A 16,170-nucleotide genomic window follows, 5' to 3' on the forward strand; every position below is an offset into this window, starting at 1 on the left:
AGACCACTATCAAGGATTCGTTATCATCGTTGCACTTGACTTGAAAATTGAGGAAGTAAGTTCAGGAGATAAAGAGGAGGACTTCTTCAATGACTAAAATTGAAATGACTGCCGATGACAAAAAGCTGACCAAGCACCTCTTTTGGCGCAACATGTGGCTGGGGTTCTGCATGTCTTACACCCGGCAGCAAGGCGTCGCATGGGACTGGGTCCACGAAAAAGCCTACCGGAAAATTTACAAAGACGATGACCAGTTCTGGGAAGCCATGAAGCGCAACATGGAATTTTACAACACGACACCAAACATGAACGGCCTGGCTTCCGGGCTCGCAATTTCGATGGAGCAGGAGAACGCCAAGGCACCGAAGGGCACCTTCGACACCGCTGGTATCAGTGGGATGAAGATCGGCCTCATGGGGCCTTTGGCCGGCATCGGCGACACGTTCTTCTCCGGGGTGTGGGCGCTGATCATTATGGGCATCGCGATCAGCTTCGCCAAGACTGGCAACCTGGTCGTTGCCGCCCTGCCACTGCTCGCCTTGATTCCGAACATCCTGGTCCGCTGGTACGGTGAAAAATTTGGCTACAAACTGGGCAGCCAGTACATCGCCAAGGCTGTTCAAAACGGCGTCATGACAATGTTCACGAAGGCGGCTTCGATCGTTGGGGTCACCGTTGTGGGTGGTATGATCGCCACTTTGGTCAAGGTGCCAGTCATTTTGAAAGGGAAAATCAACGGCTCTGAGCTGGTCCTGCAGAAGATTCTGGACCAGATTCTGCCAGGGATGCTGCCACTGCTGCTGGCGGTTGGGTGCTTCGTGCTCCTGCGCAAGAACGTCAGCCCGGTTAAAGTCCTGATTGGCGTGGTCGTCTTGGGCTTCGCGCTGACCTTCCTGGGCATTACCGGCGCATAGGACAGCTTGAAAGGCTCGTGTCTGCGGGCCTTTTTTGCTTTAAATGGCACAAAAGGAGGAAACAATCGTGGCACAAACAAGTTATGAGGAATTGTTCGCCAAGGTGCAAACTAAGCTGACGGCTGAGGCCAAGCGGCTGGGCCCAGCCATCCCGTACACACCCGGGCCAGACGGTAAGTACGAAGACATGGCGCAAAAGGACATCACTTGGTGGACGAACGGCTTTTGGGCCGGCACCCTATGGCTGATGTACAACGCCACCAAGGACCCGCTGTTCAAGGAAACGGCCGAGGCCAACGAGACCGAACTGGACGAGGCGATGACGATCTACACCGGGCTGCACCACGATGTCGGCTTCATGTACCAGCTGTCGGCCGTTGCGGATTACCGCCTGACCGGCAGTGAGCGCAGCAAGGCCCGCGGGCTGCATGCCGCGGCGCTGCTTGCCGGCCGCTACAATCCGCGTGGCAAGTTCATTCGCTCGTGGAACCGCGACCGCGCCGGCTGGGTGATCATCGACAGCATGCTGAACATTCCGCTGCTATACTGGGCGCGAGACACCATCGATGATCCGCGGTTCGGCTATGTGGCCGAGGACCACGCCGATACCGTCATGCAAAACATCGTGCGGCCGGACGGCTCTACGAATCACATCGGCATTTTTGACCCGACCAATGGGCAACTGCTGGACACCCCAGGTGGCCAGGGCTACGGGCCGGGGTCGTCCTGGTCCCGCGGGCAGGCCTGGGCCCTGTACGGGTTTGCGCTCAGCTATGCGCACACGCAAAAGCAGGCCTATCTGGACACCGCCAAGCGCGTCGCGAGCTACTTCATCGCCAACGTCGAAACAACCGGGTACGTGCCGCTGGCTGATTTTCGCGCACCGGCCACGCCGGTGATCTACGACACGTCGGCTTCGCTGTGCGCCGCCTGCGGCCTGCTTGAGATTGAAAAGCACGTGGGTGAATTTGAAAAGCCGCTGTACCACGAGGCGGCGGTCAAGCTGCTGCAGGCGGTCATTGACCATTACCTGGACCTGGACCCGGCCACCGACGGCATCGTGCTGGGGGCCACCCCGGCGTATCACGACAAGCTGCGCGAGGTGCGGCTGATCTACAGTGACTTTTACCTGGTCGAAACGCTGACGCGGCTTTTAGGGAAGGACTTTCTGATATGGTAGGTAACGTGAACGGCCAGCCGTGGCGCGATGTTGACGGCCAGCTGATCCAGGCCCACGGCGGCACCATCCTTGGCCATCAGGGCACCTATTATTGGTACGGGGAGGACCGCAGCCAGTCGGCCTTCGTGGCAGCCGGCAAGCGAGTCGTCCCATTCACCGGGGTGCGCTGCTACTCGTCTTCAAACCTGCGCGACTGGCACGATGCCGGCCGCGTGCTGACGCCGGCTTCAGACCCCGAAGGCCGGCTGCAGGTGACCAGTGTGGTCGAGCGGCCCAAGGTGTTGTTCAACGCCCGGACCGGGAAATTCGTGATGTGGGCCCATTTTGACAACCAGGACTACACGTACGCCGGCTGCGTGGTGGCCACGGCAGAGGCGCCGACCGGTCCGTTCACCGTGCATGATGTCTTGCGGCCCAACCGGCAGGAAAGCCGCGACATGACGCTGGTTCAGGACGGCGACCAGGCCTACCTGTGCTTCAGCTCGGACATGAACCAGACGCTGTATTTTGCGCAACTGACGCCTGATTACCTGGGCCTGACCGGCTTTTCGGCCAAAATCTTGGTCGATCAGGCGCGCGAGGCGCCGACTGTGTTTCATGCGGGTGACTGGTACTTTACCATCACCTCTGGCACAACCGGCTGGCGGCCCAATCCGGCGCTGTACTCGCGCTCGCGGTTTCTCTTTTCCGGGCAAAAGCTGATCGATAACCCCTGCATGGGGCCGACCGCGGCAACGACGTACGGCGGACAGCCGGCCGCGGCGTTGGCAATTGACGGGCGCTGGTACCTGCTGCTGGATCACTGGCAGCCGGCGGATCTGAGCCAGTCCGGCTACAGCATTTTGCCAATCGAAGTTACTGGCCGCGACCTGCACGTGGCTTGGACGCAAACGCCATTTGGCGGGGAGGTGAACGCATGAGTGCCACAGTGGAGAATCCAATTTTGCGGGGCTTCAGTCCCGATCCCAGCCTGCTGAAGGTGGGCGGCGATTATTATCTGGCGACGTCGACGTTTGAGTGGTGGCCGGGCGTTGAGATCTATCACAGCGTCGATTTGGTGAACTGGACGCTGGTGGCCGAGCCGCTGAACGACCCGGCGCGCGTAGATCTGCGCGGGGTTTACGATTCCGGCGCGATCTGGGCGCCGCACCTCAGCTATGCCGAGGACCAGTTCTGGCTGGTGTACACGATCGTGAAGTCGGCCACGGCGTTCAAGGACACGCTCAATTACGTGATCACCAGCCCTTCGATCACCGGCCCGTGGAGCAAGCCGACGTTTATCAGCGCCAGCGGTTTTGATCCGGCGCTGTTCCACGACGATGACGGCCGCCATTACTTCATGAACATGCTGTTTGATCACCGGCTGGACCACCCGGGATTTGCCGGGGTGGTCATGCAAGAATTTGATGCTAAGACAAAAAGTCTGATCGGTCAGCGTCGGCGCTTCTTCCCAGGCACCTCGCTGGGTGTTTGCGAAGGCCCGCAGATCATGAAGCGCAACGGCTGGTACTACCTGCTGTGCGCCGCCGGAGGCACGGGCTACAGCCACGCCTCGACCGTCGCGCGCAGCCGCAACATTTGGGGGCCGTACGTGCTTTCGCCGTGGCAGCCGCTGATTTCGACGAAGTACCACGACGACTTGCCGCTGGCCAAGGCGGGCCACGCCTGCTTCGTGCCGGGGCCCAATGGCGACTGGTACATTGTGTTTCTGTGCGCGCGCCCGCTGACGCCGCACGGCAACAATCCGTTGGGCCGCGAAACCGGGATCCAGCCGCTGGTATGGGAAGACGACTGGCCGCACTTGGCCAACGGCACCCACCTGCCGGATCAAACCGTGACGATTGCCTCAGCGCCGGCGACTGCGGTGCAGGTGCTGGACCACTCGCAGGCCATTGTGTTTGACCAGCCTAGTCTACCGGCCAGCCTGAAGACGCTTCGCCAGCCGCTTGGGGAACGCGCCTCACTCACGGCGCGGCCGGGCTGGCTGCGCCTGTACGGCCGTGAAAGTCTGTCCAGCCTGGACGCGCAAACGCTGCTGGCGCGTCGGTGGCAAAGTGTTCAGTTCACCGCCGAAACTTGCGTGGACTTTACCCCCACTAGCTTTCAGCAGCTGGCCGGCCTGGTGCTGTACTACGACACCGCCAACTGGGCGTATCTGCACCTGTCGTATGATGAGGAGCTGCACAGCCGCTACCTGCAGCTGGAGGTGGCGGACTGCGGCAAGTTCAGCTACCTGTCCGAGCACCTACCGATTCGTTTTACCGGGCCGGTTGCGCTGCGCGTGCAGGTTGACCGAGAGGTGGCGCGCTTCGCCTACCGCCAGGCGGGGGCAGCGCAGTGGCAAGTGCTGGCCACGCCGTATGCCGCAGACCACCTGAGCGACGATCACATCAAGGCCAACGGTAAGCTGGCCTTCACCGGCGCCATGGTCGGCATTTGCACCCAGGACATGGACCAGCACCGCTCGCACGCGGACTTTCAGTATTTTAATTATCAAGAAGATTAAGCGATTGTCGAATGGCGGCGCCTGGGGGAGACCCTGGGCGCCTTTTTTGCGGCCCCGGTTTTCCGGTTACAACACCCCACAGTGTTTGGCATTGTACTTGCTTGATTAAGGGTGAGCAAGTTGGCTGTTTAAGGCCGCTCTAATTGGGGTAGTGTTGACGTTTTTCAAAGACAGGAGGAAGACAGATGAGGCATCATCGTTTGGGGCTGTGGCTGCTTGGCGTTGCGGCGGCCGCAGGAACCTTGTTGGGCATTGCGACCCAGCCGGTTTACGCCGCTGATACGGCGCCAATCAGCACCAGTGTTGAGTTGAATATTGTGAAAAAGGACGGGTTTGTTCACCCTGGGATCAGCGTTGACCCTGAGCAGCTGCAGCAGACCCGCGCGGCGCTCAGCAAAGGGGCGCAGCCGTGGACGACCTATTACCAGGGCATGCTGGCGAGTCCGTACGCCAGCCTTGATTTTCAGGCGTCAAACCTGAAGGAAGGGACCTTTGATACCCCGCTGGATAACACGTTTACGTCCAACAAGCAGGAGCCGCGGCTTAGCGCCGATGGGTTCCGTGCATACACGCAGGCGGTGTTGTATTACCTGACCGGCAACCGCCAGTACCGCTACAACGCGCTGCGACTCGTGCGGATCTGGGAAAACATGAACCCTGCCGGCTATAAGTATTACGCGGACGCGCACATTCACGCGCCGATTCCGTTCTACTATATGGTCAGCGCCGCCGAGCTGCTGAAGTACACGTCGGTCGTGGGTGCCAATGTGTACACTGACGCCGCGGGCAACAACGTGGATCTGCGGTGGTCGACTCAGGACAACGACCAGCTGGTCAAGAATCTGGTTGACCCACTGACGGCGACCCTGCTGATCAAAATCAAGGATCAGTACTTCAATCAGCACCTGTACGCGCTGACCGGGGCGATGGCCGGGGCCATTTTCAAGGATGACCGTGAGGCGTACGCGGCCGATGTTGAGCAGACTTTTGTCAACGCGACCTCGGCGCGGCCCAACATCAACGGGGCCTTGGGCAACCTGTTTCACGTGATTGCCGCCGATGATCCGCGCAACCCGACCGGCCAGAGTTTTGTTCAGCACCTGGAAATGGGCCGTGATGAGAACCACGCAAAGGACGACGTGCTCTGCCTCGCCGGCCTGGCGCGCATCATCAACAACCAGGGCATCAAGGTCGACAAGACGACCGGCGTGCCTTCGACCGCTGAGAGCGCGGTGGACCCTTACCAGTTCGGCGACCAGCGCCTGTTGAAAGGCGTTGAACAGTTTTACAAGTACAACTTAGGCGAAACTGTGCCGTGGATCCAGGTGTCTCAGCCCGGAGACGCGGCCCATCCGGCCATTGAATCCGATGGGGTCCAGAACATCATCGATTACGGCGGCGCGGTCAGCACGGACGGCCGCGGCCGGCTGAATAAGTTCTTCAGCCTCAGCGAGGTTTACGACTACTATCGTTATCAGGAAAATATGTCGGCCAGTGAGTTGGCGCAGATCGCACCCGCGCTCACTGCGGAAGCTACGCACTTGAACGCACCGGAATACTACACTGGCACGACTAAAATGAACTACTGGGGCGCATACTCCGATTCGAAGATCACCGAGGTTGGGGCCGAGTACTGGCTGTCCATTCCGGCCGGCAAAGCGGCAGACGCGGCGACGTTCCCGAGCACTGGTAGTGCTTCAAAGGATGTTTCCTTTGCCCAGTTCGGCACGGTCCTCGATGCGGACCACGCGACCAAGACCAAAGACGGGCTCCAAGTGACGGCGGTCAAGGACCAAAGCAGCATCAAGGAAACCGAGTACGATAAGCTGTACCCGAAGGACACCAAGACGGTGCGCGGCGGCTCGCAGATCGCGCTGGCCGGCCTAGAGAAGCCGACAGACGGCGCCTTTGCGCTGAAGCTGAAGACCACCGGCGTCGCCAAGCTGCTGGTCAGTCGCGATAACCAGCCAGATCAGGTTTACCAAACGTTGACGCTACCAAACACCCACAACCAGTGGCTCACGGTGGCTTACCCGACGCTGAACGGCAATGCCAACATTGACTTTTTCGCGGTCGTTGCAGATCAGCCTAAGGTGACGGTCACCTTTGCCGCTGGCAGCTACACCGACAAGGCCGCACTGCCGCAGATCGGCGAGACCGCAAAGGACGCCGTGGTCTTTCTGGGCCAGACGCTGAACCTGGACCTGACAGCCACCAATGCAACCTCGCTGACCTTGGTCGATGGCCCAAAGGGGATGACCCTGAGTGCAACGGGCAAGTTGACTTGGCAGCCAACCAGCACGGGCACTTATCCGGTGACGGTCGAAGCCACCAACGGTCAGCGCACAGTCACCAAGACCTTCACCGTGACCAGCGAGAAGAACCGGATTCAAGCTTACAATCAGGCGACGACTGAGCTGCAAAAAGCGCCTTACACGACCGCTTCAATGGCGGCGATCAATGCCGCCGCGGCCAAGGTCCAGGCCCTAGTCAAAACCGGCACCGATGCGCAGTTCCAGGCGGCGTTAAGTGACTACACCGCGGCCATTGCCGCCGGTGAATTGCTGAACCCGACGCTGAAGGACGGCAGCCTGGCATACGGCGCTTACCCGGACCTGGCGGCGGCCAATCTGCTCGATAAGACGACCCACGCCATTGACCCGAAGCAGACGTTCAGCGCGGCCAAGCTGACGGATGACAACCAAAGCACCATTGGCGGCGACTGGCACACGGCGGCCGTGCTTGATTTTGGCAAGGACTACACAGTCACGCTTCAGTCCGTGATGTACTTGGCCCGCACCGGCTTCCCGAACCGGGCGCAGGGGACCAATCTGTACGGATCCAACGACGGCACCACGTGGACGAAGTTAACCACTGCCGAAAACCAGTTGAGCAATCAGCCGCAGACGATTCAGATCGATCCAAAGCAGGCACAGATTGCTTATCGCTACATCAAGATTCAGGTTGATGATCCGGGCACGCCGACCGATCCGGCCTACCCAGGCATTGCCGATTACGGCGAGCTCCACCTGTTTGGGACCCGGGCCGAAGTCGCCCCGAATCCGGCGGGCAAGGTGCGCCCAACCTTGTTGACAGATCCCACTGACCAGCCGGCCAAGGATCACAGCCAGGGTCAAAGTGAGGTGCCAACCAAAGGTCATCAGGGTCAACCTGGCGGCCCAGACACCACCTTCGATCAGGGCCGGATCCCGGCAAACGGCGGCGCGGGTGCAGCGGCGCCGCAGCAGCCGGCCCAGGCGGCAGCTAAGGCGACTGCTGCCAAGCCAGCGGCGGCAAGTAAGCCGCAGACCGGCGCGCACCAGCAGGCGCAAGCGCCGACTCACAAAGCCAAGCTGGCGCAGCTGGGTGAACGGGTGGCCAAGAACTTGAGCTGGATCGGGCTGTTGATCTTGGTCAGCGGCGGCGCAGCGGTCGCGTACCGCCGGCGCCACGCGAACTAGCTCAGGCGCAGGCCTGCATTAAACGGCACTTCCCCCTAGCACGAATGTGCAGAGCGGGTCTCTTGTCAGGTGATGAGGGACCCGTTTTGCGTTCAGGCAGGCGCTGGCCCAAGGACTGAACGCTAATTTTTTCTAGTGTTTAGCCCGGCTTAAACAGTGCCGAGACGCGCGGGGTCTGCTGAGGCCGCGGCCGCATTTTTCCTCCAAGCCCCCCGATTTAGCGGAAAAAGTGGCAAAAATAGCGAGAAATAGCAATTACGCGCGCTTTGGCATACTATTTGCTTGAAGTAGGGCGAAGTATTCGGAGGAGACGTGACGAATGACAAAGATTATCTTGATTTCTCATAACAGCCTGGCCAAAGGGCTCGCCAAGGCGGTTGAAATGATTGCTGGACCCCAGGAAAATTTATCCGCATACGCCCTGATGCCGGGCGAAAATCCCGATGACATCGTTGCGGGCTTTGCCCAAGACCTGCCCAGCGACGAGCCGGTGCTGATCTTGGCGGACCTAGTGGGCGGCAGCATGTGCAATGCCGCCATGGCCCTGCTGAAGCGGCAAAATGTCCGCTTGATCGGCGGGATGAACATGGCGCTGGTGCTGCAGCTGGTGCTCAACCCGAACGCCGATCTCGATCACGTGATCCAATCCGCGCGCGACAGTCTCCAGGAGGTCCGGCTCAAGCCGGTGCACGCCGAAAATGACTTTTTCTAAGCCGCGCTTGATCTGCACAGACCTGGACCGGACGCTGCTTGACCCCAAGGGCCAAGTGTCTGCGGAAAACCGTGCTGCCTTTCAAGCGGCCACTACGCAAGGCGTGGTGTTTGCCGTCGCGTTTGGGCGCAGGTTGCCTTCAATCGAAGCGCTGATGGCGGGGATGGCCGTTTCCGGTTATAAAATTTTCTTCAACGGCGCTTGCATTGCCGATCCTAGCGGTAAGCTGATTCATCGCCAGGCGCTGGCGCCCACCCGCGTCCGCAAGTTGATCGACCTGGGCGCTGCGGCCGGGGTGAACATGACGCTCAGTACCATGACCACCAACGTGGACTACATCCCCCAAACTGCCCAGTGGGTGCCGACCTACATTGAGGCGCCGGCGACCAAAAGTGACTTGGCGCCGCTGTACCAGGCGGCTGAGGCCGAAGAGGTGGTTAAGGTCAGTTATTATGCCGCGGATTTGGGTGCACTCGGGGCGGCGTTGGCCACGGTCACCGCGCAGCACCTGGCCACCGGCTGCTGGACCGACACCCGCTACGTTGAAATGACCGCCCCTGGGGTCGATAAGTTGAGCGGCATTCAGTGGCTGTGTGCGCACCTTGGGCTGATGGTGTCGCAGGTTGCGGCGTTTGGTGATTACGACAACGATATTTCGATGCTGGCCGGCGTCGGTTGCGGGGTGGCGATGAGCAACGCGCTGCCGCAAGTGAAACAGGCGGCTGCGCTGGTCGTCGATAATCACGCCAGCAGCGGCGTCGCTAAGGCACTGCTGCCGATGCTGAAATAAGTCAGTCAAGCAAAAAGGAGGGATCACAATGGCGTTAACGCAGAATTTTAGTTTCGGCCAAAAACAGGCCCAGGCGCAAAAGCTGGTCCTGACCCAGGGCATGCGCCAGTCGATCCTGGTCCTTCAGCTTGATACCATCGATTTGGCCGCCTACCTGCAGGACCTCAGCCTCGGCAACCCGCTGTTTGACGTCAAAACGCGGCTGGACGCACCCAGTGTGGCGCCGGCCGTGAGCGAGAGCTACCAGACCGAAGACACGCAGCAGTCGCTGTTTAATTACCTGCTGGAACAGGTGCAGCTGACCATGCGCAAAACCCCGCTGCGCGCGCTGGTGGTTTACCTGATCGAGCAACTTGACCCGCGTGGGTATCTGCCAGTCAGCAATGAACAAATTAAGGCGGAGCTGGGCATCACCGATGTCATGCTGGCCGATGCGCTCACGCTGCTGCAGCGGCTGGATCCGCCCGGCGTTGGCGCCCATGACCTGCAGGAGTGCCTGCTGCTGCAGGCCCAGGCGGATGAGTACCCGGTGCCGACTGGGGTCATCGCCATTTTGACGGATCAGTTCGCCAACCTGACCGCGGGGCGTTTGGCCGCCATTCGCTCGGCGCTGGACCTGACGGAAGGCCAGCTGAAGGCCGCGCTCAACTACATTCGCACGCTGTCCGCCGACCCGGGTTTGCCGTACAACCACACGGCGACCGAGTTCGTGGTCCCGGACCTGCGCGTGCATCAGGTGAACGGCAAGCTGAGCATGGCCGTGATCAAGGCCAACCAGCCGCGGCTGGTGTTCGCCGAGGAGACTTACGCGCAGCTGAAGGACTCGACCGATAGTGAGGTGCAGCATTACCTCAAGGAAAAACTCGGCGAGTACCAATCCCTGACGTACAGTCTGGCGCGGCGCGAGGAGACGCTGAGCCTGATCGGCCGCGAGCTGGTAAAATCTCAGTACGCCCTTTTCATGCAGAAGCAAAAATCACTGGCGCCACTGCTGCTGCGGGACATTGCGCAGCGGCTGCAGCTGGCCGAGTCGACTGTCAGCCGCGCCATCAACGGCAAGTACCTGCAGACGGACTTCGGGGTCATGCTGATCAAGGCCTTCTTCTCCCGTTATTCGGCCAAGGACGCCACGCATTCTGTCGATCAGATTCAGACGGCGCTGGCGTCGCTGATTGCCAAGGAGGATAAGACCCGTCCGCTAAGCGACGATGAGCTGGTGGGTCTGCTGCACGAGCAGGGCCTGAACATCGCGCGCCGGACCGTTGCCAAGTACCGGGCGGCATTGCAGATCCCGGTCGCACGCAAGCGCAAACAAGGGAGTGTTTAGTTTGACAGAACAATTACGTGTTTTATCCGAGGTGGCGTGCGGCGACATGGTCACGCGCTACCTGATCGATGGCCATCAGCATGTGGAGTGGACGGTGTTTCCCGTCGCTTTGGCCCAGTCTGTGGTGGCGCCGCCAGACCAGGTCAACACCTTTTCACTGATCCAGGCCAAGCGGCGGCAGGAGCCGTACGATAAAAACTTCTCAAACGGCTCGACGAGTTTTAACAGCGCTACGGCCCGGAGCCTGACTTTTGCCAGTCAGTTGATCGTGCCGAGCAGCGCTGGCGTGCACGTCACCACTGCGCTGGTCGATCCCGACGGCAACCGCTACACGCAGGAGCTGGTGTGGCAGGCCGCGGAGCGTCGCTTGAAAACCTGGACGACCTTCACCAACCAAACGGCGACGCCCCAGACGCTGGACGGTCTGGCGTCGGTTTGCCTGGCAGGCCTGTCGCCGTTTCACGCCAAGCAAAAAACTGGCGACCTGGACCTGCTGCGCCTGCGCTCGAAGTGGGCGATGGAGGGCCGGCTGGAGCAGCGGCCAATTGAGGAATACGGGCTGGAGGAGAGCTGGAAGCCATCCGGCCTGGGCCTTGAGTCTTTTGGTCAGAACGGCACCATGCCTGTGCGGCGCTTCTTCCCGCTGGTCGGGGTGCAGGACAAAGACCAGGACTGCCTGTGGCTGGTGCAACTGGCAGGAAAGGCGTCCTGGCGCCTGAACGCCGCCCGGCTGGATGATCGGCTGGTCGTCTTCGGCGGGCTGCCGGACCGCGACACCGGCGCCTGGTTCCGTGAGGTGGCGCCGGGGGAGACCATTCACACGCCGTTTGCCTACGTCACCTGCGGCCAGGGCCCGTTGCTGCAGGTCAGCAAGCGCCTGCTCGCGCCGGCGCAGGCCAGTGATGCCAGCGTGGTTTACAACGAATGGGCGACCACCTGGGGTGAGCCGACGACAGCGTCGATCAACCGGGCCCTGCCGCTGCTGGCGGCCCACCGCATTGGGACGTACGTGATCGATGCCGGATGGTTTCGCAAAGGCAGCACCAATTTTGACCCGCAAATCGGGGACTGGCAGGTCGACCGGGACGCCTTTCCTGATGGACTGAAGCCGGTGGTCGCGGCGATTCATCATCGCGGCATGAAGGCTGGCATCTGGTTTGAATTCGAAAATGTCGGGCCGGAAAGTGACCGCGCCAAGGACGAGGCGGTGCTGGCTAAGCGCGACGGGCAGGTGGTCGCTACCTTGAAGCGCCGGTTCCTCGACATGACGCAGCCGGTCAATCGGCAGTTTTTGCAGACGCGGATGATCGATCTGCTCAAGGCCAATGGCTTTGATTACCTGAAGGTGGACTACAACGACACGCTCGGGCCCGTCATTGACGGTACGCACCCGGGCGCGGCGGCCCTGGAGGACCAAATCGACGCCACCCTGGCGGTGCTGGCCGATGTGCACCGGCAGCTGCCAGGCCTTCAAATCGAAAACTGTTCGTCGGGCGGGCACCGGTTGACGCCGGCGTTCATCGAAAACACCGAGTTTTCGTCATTTTCCGATGCCCATGACACGCTGGCGATCCCAATCGTGGCCGCCAATGAGCTGGTGGTGATCCCGCCGGCCAAGAATCTGATCTGGTGCGTGCTGCACGCGGATGAGGACTTGGAGACGCTGTACTACCACTTGATTGCCACATTCCTGGGGCGTATCTGCCTGTCCGGTGACATTCGAGATCTGAGCGCCGCGCAGTGGGCGACCGTCGATGCCGGCATCGCGTTTTATCAGGCGCATGCGCCGCTGATTTTTAACGGCACGGCATACCGCCTGGGCGCGCCGGTGCTCAGCTATCACGATCCGCATGGCGTTCAGGTGGTCGGCTTTTACAACGGTGCCACCCTGGCTGACAGCGCCGAAGCCGTGGTCATGGTCTGGAGCATGGCCCCTGAAGCCGCCACGGTGGTGGAGTTGGGACTGCCAGCCGGCCAGTGGCAGGTGGTGGCCCGCTACGGCAGCGACCAGTTGCACGTTGACGAGGCAAACCTGCGCGTGACCGCAGCGTCTGCAGGCTATCACGCTATTGCGTTGGCACTAAAACGGCAAGGCTAGCAGCGCTTGGTTTCCCGTGATTATGAGATGAAAAAACGCCCCGTTCGAATGAACGGGGCGTTTGCTTCACTATCAATTCTCATTTGCTTATCCGCAGTTAGCGGGCAATGTGCGTCCACTTTGAGGTTTGGTTGGTGTTGAAGATGATTTCCTTGAACTTGGTGATGCATTTGAGCAAGGATAAGAGGTCGACCACATTGATGATGTACATCAGCATCAGTGTCAATGGGGAAGTCAGGGTCATGACGACCCGTTCCTTTTTTGAAAGGGTGGTGTCCGAAAAAACAGACATCAGGGAAACAATCAGAAAGGTCACTAGTGAGCCACTCACCACGGTGAAGTCGAAGTAGGTGTACAGAATGTAAAACATGAAGCCTACCAGCAGTGGGTCCAGCAGCATCATGACTTCCTCGAAGAAAACAATCTTTGGTAACTTCCACCAGGTGAGGGTCGCGCTATATTTATCGAACTGGCGCGAAAAGAACAGCCGCCTGTTTTTCATGAGGGCCTTGAATCGACCGTATTTCCAGCGGAACCGCTGCTTTCTCAAATCAGTAAAATTATGTGCTGGTGGGGTGAAGCACAGCACGTCATCCGCATAATCGAAATGGGCTTCTTTGTTGCCGAGAACGTTGATCATTTTCATGGATAAATCGATGTCTTCAGTAATGGAATCGGTGCTGTAACAACCGACCGCAAGCAAGGCACTCAGGCGAAAGGTCGAGCCGATACCACCGATAATGTACTCCAGGTTGAAGCTTGGCTCAGACTCTTTGTACTTATAGCCAATCAAGTATTCAAATTTTTGGGCGTACTCAATCAGTGTGTGAGCGCTGGCAATTCGCACATTGGTCGCCGCGGCCACCAACTGTGAGTCGGCTTCGAAATGTGCGGCCATTTTTGCAAGCGCATCTGACGCCACCTGTGAATCGCCGTCCAGTCCCATTACCAGGTCTTTAGTGACATAGTTTCGGATGCCGTTGTTGAGTGCTCTGGCCTTGCCGGCGTTTTCCTGGTGCACCACAATCAGTTCGGGATACTTAACCTTCATGGCTTCCAAAATGTTTTGCGTCTGGTCTGATGACCCATCGTTGACTACGATGACTTCTTTATCCGCGTAATCATTGGCGAAAAGCGACTCGACGCACTGGGCGATACTTTTTTCTTCATTGTACGCAGGGACGACCACGCTGATTCCCAGTGAGGTCGTTGTCCCTTGGGCCCGGCGTTGCTTGATTTTACGCGCCTTGGTGAGATTGGCCACGGTCATGGAGACGAAAATTCTGGAAAAGTTGATTGCGGCGAGAATCGCGACCGATATTAACAATAATGTGTACATAAAATTAATAAGGGGCGATTGCCCCCGCTCCCTCTTGGTTTATTTTTTGGTGGCGACCTTCGCCGTGCGCTTCAGGTAAATGAAAGAGATGAGGGTGACGGCCAGCAAGCCATAACCAATGATGGTGATCCATGGTGAGATGGCCGAGCCGGTGGCCGGCAGGACAGCAGCGCCGGCAAGTCCGGCTTTCGAAACGTTTCCGTACATATGGAGTACCTCCTAAATTAAATTTGGAACTTTTTTAGTATATCTGGTTAACAAAAGACTTGTAAAGAAAATAATTATTAATAACATAAGTTTTTGTTCAACGGCTGTTTTACACGCTCAAATATTCTTCTGTCTGAAACAGGTCTTGGTGTGCTTGAACAGGCGTTAGACTCACGATACGTGGTAGTACCCAATGCTTATTAAAGTGACCAATCCCTTGTTTCGTTTTGCTTTACGTTGGCGGCAAAGGTTTAACGTGACCCTTACCTTTTGCGGTCTTAATTTTTACAGTGTTCCGCTATGCTGAAAGGGAAACAATTGGGTGTTAAACGGTTTGCCTGCGTTAAGACGTAGACAGCTCATTCGTTGATGGCACGGCAAGTCGGTTTGCCAGGTCAGAAATTCTGAACTGCTGAGGGAGATCAGCACGGATTTGCAAAATCTATCATGGGTTGAGGTCATTGTGGTAGTAACGGCGGCTAGTAATGGCAATTTATACGCGGGGGCTACTTTACCCAAGGAGGACATCATGGCAATCGAAGCAGTGATTTTTGACTGGGCCGGCACAACGATCGACTACGGCAATCAGGCGCCAGTGGTCGCTTTGCAGCGGACTTTCGCCAGTTTCGGCATTGAGGGCTCAGGCGCGGTGACGCAACAAGACCTGAAGCTAGATAAGATGTCCCTCATCCACCAGCTGCTCAAGGATGACGGCGTGCGCAACGCCGCCTTGGACCGCTTTGGCAAAATCAGCGCGGACGACATTGCACTGAGTCTGTTCTCTGCGTTCAAGCGCAACTTGCTGGCCATTTTGCCCACGCACGCCCAGCTGAAGCCCGGGGTGCGGGACCTGATCGCGTACCTGGAGGCCAATTCGATTCCATACGGGACCACGAGCGGCTGGGATGCGGACCTGATTACGGATCTGTTGCCACTGGTGGCGCCGCAAGGCTTTCGCCCCCGCGTTAACGTCACCGTCAAGGATACCGGCGTCGACCGGCCAGACCCGGCGATGAATCGACTGGCCATGGCACATCTTGGCGTTCAGCATCCGGCGCGGACGATCGTGTTCGGCGATACGCTGGACGATATTCGGGCGGGGCAGGCGGCCGGAGCCAATGCTGTCGGGGTGATCGAAGGTGCGGGTTTGCTGGGCCTGTCCAAGGCGCAGTGGCTGGCGCTTCCCAATCAGGACCAGCAGGCGTTACGATTGCAGGCGCGCCGCGAGTATGCCGTAGCCGGCGCCGACCTGATTGTCAATAATGCGCGCGACCTGATGCGGTTGATGCAAAGCGAGGCAAGCATGAACCAGAGTGATGCGCTCTGAGACCAGGTCATCGGCGTGGATGGGTACACCTCTTTAAAGCTGGGTGGAAGAGCGCCCATAATATTACGAAACCGAAGCAGTCCGTCTTTGGATTGCTTTTTTGCTGACCAATCGCGGTTCTGGAAAAAATCTTTTTAATCCAGCCCTTATCATCCTTATACATGACCAATCAACGCAAACAAAAAGAGATAAAAATTTGTTTTTTGCTTGTTCCTATTATTGCCGATAAGGCCGTCATTATTATGATTTGACGATTGCCCCAGTTTACAATTCAAGTGCAACACCCTGACGACTAGACCAGAAAGGCCA

The 16,170-nt window shown here is 58.7% G+C and carries 12 protein-coding genes; 10 read left to right on the top strand and 2 right to left on the bottom strand.

The annotated features are described in order from the left end of the window. Window positions 1-89: 89 nt before the first annotated feature. From FC75_RS07675 to FC75_RS07715, 9 genes are all read left to right on the top strand, one after another. Window positions 90-914 carry a PTS system mannose/fructose/sorbose family transporter subunit IID gene (locus FC75_RS07675; RefSeq protein WP_054666060.1) on the top strand — a complete coding sequence of 275 codons (825 nt, stop codon included), beginning with the start codon at window positions 90-92 and terminating at the stop codon, window positions 912-914. 67 nt (window positions 915-981) lie between these two features. After that, window positions 982-2,094 (top strand): glycoside hydrolase family 88 protein, encoded by a 1,113-nt coding sequence (locus FC75_RS07680; protein ID WP_235808715.1) that lies wholly within the window; start codon window positions 982-984, stop codon window positions 2,092-2,094. Continuing rightward, entirely contained in the window at window positions 2,088-3,014 is a 927-nt protein-coding gene (locus FC75_RS07685; protein WP_054666054.1) for a glycoside hydrolase family 43 protein, read from the top strand. The genes FC75_RS07680 and FC75_RS07685 overlap by 7 nt, the downstream gene beginning before the upstream one ends. Then, window positions 3,011-4,600, top strand: a complete 1,590-nt coding sequence (locus FC75_RS07690; RefSeq protein WP_054666050.1) for a glycoside hydrolase family 43 protein — start codon at window positions 3,011-3,013, stop codon at window positions 4,598-4,600. Before FC75_RS07685 ends, FC75_RS07690 begins: the two co-directional genes overlap by 4 nt. Window positions 4,601-4,785: 185 nt before the next feature. Continuing rightward, window positions 4,786-8,061: a discoidin domain-containing protein gene (locus FC75_RS07695; RefSeq protein ID WP_056989558.1), complete on the top strand. Its 3,276-nt coding sequence runs from the start codon at window positions 4,786-4,788 to the stop codon at window positions 8,059-8,061. Between the two features lie 319 nt (window positions 8,062-8,380). Continuing rightward, a complete protein-coding gene (locus FC75_RS07700) occupies window positions 8,381-8,773 on the top strand; it encodes a PTS sugar transporter subunit IIA (RefSeq protein WP_054665913.1) in 393 nt (130 codons plus the stop codon). Beyond that, the gene (locus FC75_RS07705) at window positions 8,760-9,563 is read left to right on the top strand and encodes an HAD family hydrolase (RefSeq protein WP_054665916.1); all 804 of its coding nucleotides are present in this window, start codon (window positions 8,760-8,762) and stop codon (window positions 9,561-9,563) included. Before FC75_RS07700 ends, FC75_RS07705 begins: the two co-directional genes overlap by 14 nt. 28 nt (window positions 9,564-9,591) lie before the next feature. Continuing rightward, window positions 9,592-10,890: an RNA polymerase factor sigma-54 gene (rpoN, locus tag FC75_RS07710; RefSeq protein WP_056989559.1), complete on the top strand. Its 1,299-nt coding sequence runs from the start codon at window positions 9,592-9,594 to the stop codon at window positions 10,888-10,890. A 1-nt stretch (window position 10,891) separates the two neighbouring features. After that, a complete protein-coding gene (locus tag FC75_RS07715; protein WP_156403594.1) occupies window positions 10,892-12,988 on the top strand; it encodes a glycoside hydrolase family 36 protein in 2,097 nt (698 codons plus the stop codon). A 97-nt stretch (window positions 12,989-13,085) separates the two neighbouring features. Here the strand turns inward: FC75_RS07715 and FC75_RS07720 are convergent, their stop codons facing one another. Beyond that, complete coding sequence (locus FC75_RS07720) at window positions 13,086-14,327, bottom strand: glycosyltransferase family 2 protein (RefSeq protein WP_056989561.1); 1,242 nt, start codon at window positions 14,325-14,327, stop codon at window positions 13,086-13,088. A 39-nt stretch (window positions 14,328-14,366) separates the two neighbouring features. Beyond that, window positions 14,367-14,534, bottom strand: coding sequence for an LPXTG cell wall anchor domain-containing protein (locus tag FC75_RS12470; protein ID WP_082397855.1), 168 nt, complete (start codon window positions 14,532-14,534; stop codon window positions 14,367-14,369). Window positions 14,535-15,063: 529 nt separating this feature from the next. Between FC75_RS12470 and phnX the strand changes: the two genes are divergently transcribed. Next, window positions 15,064-15,861: a phosphonoacetaldehyde hydrolase gene (gene phnX / locus FC75_RS07725; RefSeq protein ID WP_054665937.1), complete on the top strand. Its 798-nt coding sequence runs from the start codon at window positions 15,064-15,066 to the stop codon at window positions 15,859-15,861. Window positions 15,862-16,170: the final 309 nt, after the last annotated feature.

The sequence above is a fragment of the Lacticaseibacillus camelliae DSM 22697 = JCM 13995 genome, from assembly GCF_001436615.1.
Classification (GTDB): Bacteria; Bacillota; Bacilli; order Lactobacillales; family Lactobacillaceae; genus Lacticaseibacillus; species Lacticaseibacillus camelliae.

Excerpts from the sequence above, each read along its gene's own strand:
- FC75_RS07675 (WP_054666060.1), top strand. The coding sequence starts at position 90 with ATGACTAAAATTGAAATGACTGCCGATGACAAAAAGCTGACCAAGCAC.
- FC75_RS07685 (WP_054666054.1), top strand. The coding sequence starts at position 2,088 with ATGGTAGGTAACGTGAACGGCCAGCCGTGGCGCGATGTTGACGGCCAG.
- FC75_RS07690 (WP_054666050.1), top strand. The coding sequence starts at position 3,011 with ATGAGTGCCACAGTGGAGAATCCAATTTTGCGGGGCTTCAGTCCCGAT.
- FC75_RS07695 (WP_056989558.1), top strand. The coding sequence starts at position 4,786 with ATGAGGCATCATCGTTTGGGGCTGTGGCTGCTTGGCGTTGCGGCGGCC.
- FC75_RS07700 (WP_054665913.1), top strand. The coding sequence starts at position 8,381 with ATGACAAAGATTATCTTGATTTCTCATAACAGCCTGGCCAAAGGGCTC.
- FC75_RS07705 (WP_054665916.1), top strand. The coding sequence starts at position 8,760 with ATGACTTTTTCTAAGCCGCGCTTGATCTGCACAGACCTGGACCGGACG.
- rpoN (WP_056989559.1), top strand. The coding sequence starts at position 9,592 with ATGGCGTTAACGCAGAATTTTAGTTTCGGCCAAAAACAGGCCCAGGCG.
- FC75_RS07720 (WP_056989561.1), bottom strand. The coding sequence starts at position 14,327 with ATGTACACATTATTGTTAATATCGGTCGCGATTCTCGCCGCAATCAAC.
- FC75_RS12470 (WP_082397855.1), bottom strand. The coding sequence starts at position 14,534 with ATGTACGGAAACGTTTCGAAAGCCGGACTTGCCGGCGCTGCTGTCCTG.
- phnX (WP_054665937.1), top strand. The coding sequence starts at position 15,064 with ATGGCAATCGAAGCAGTGATTTTTGACTGGGCCGGCACAACGATCGAC.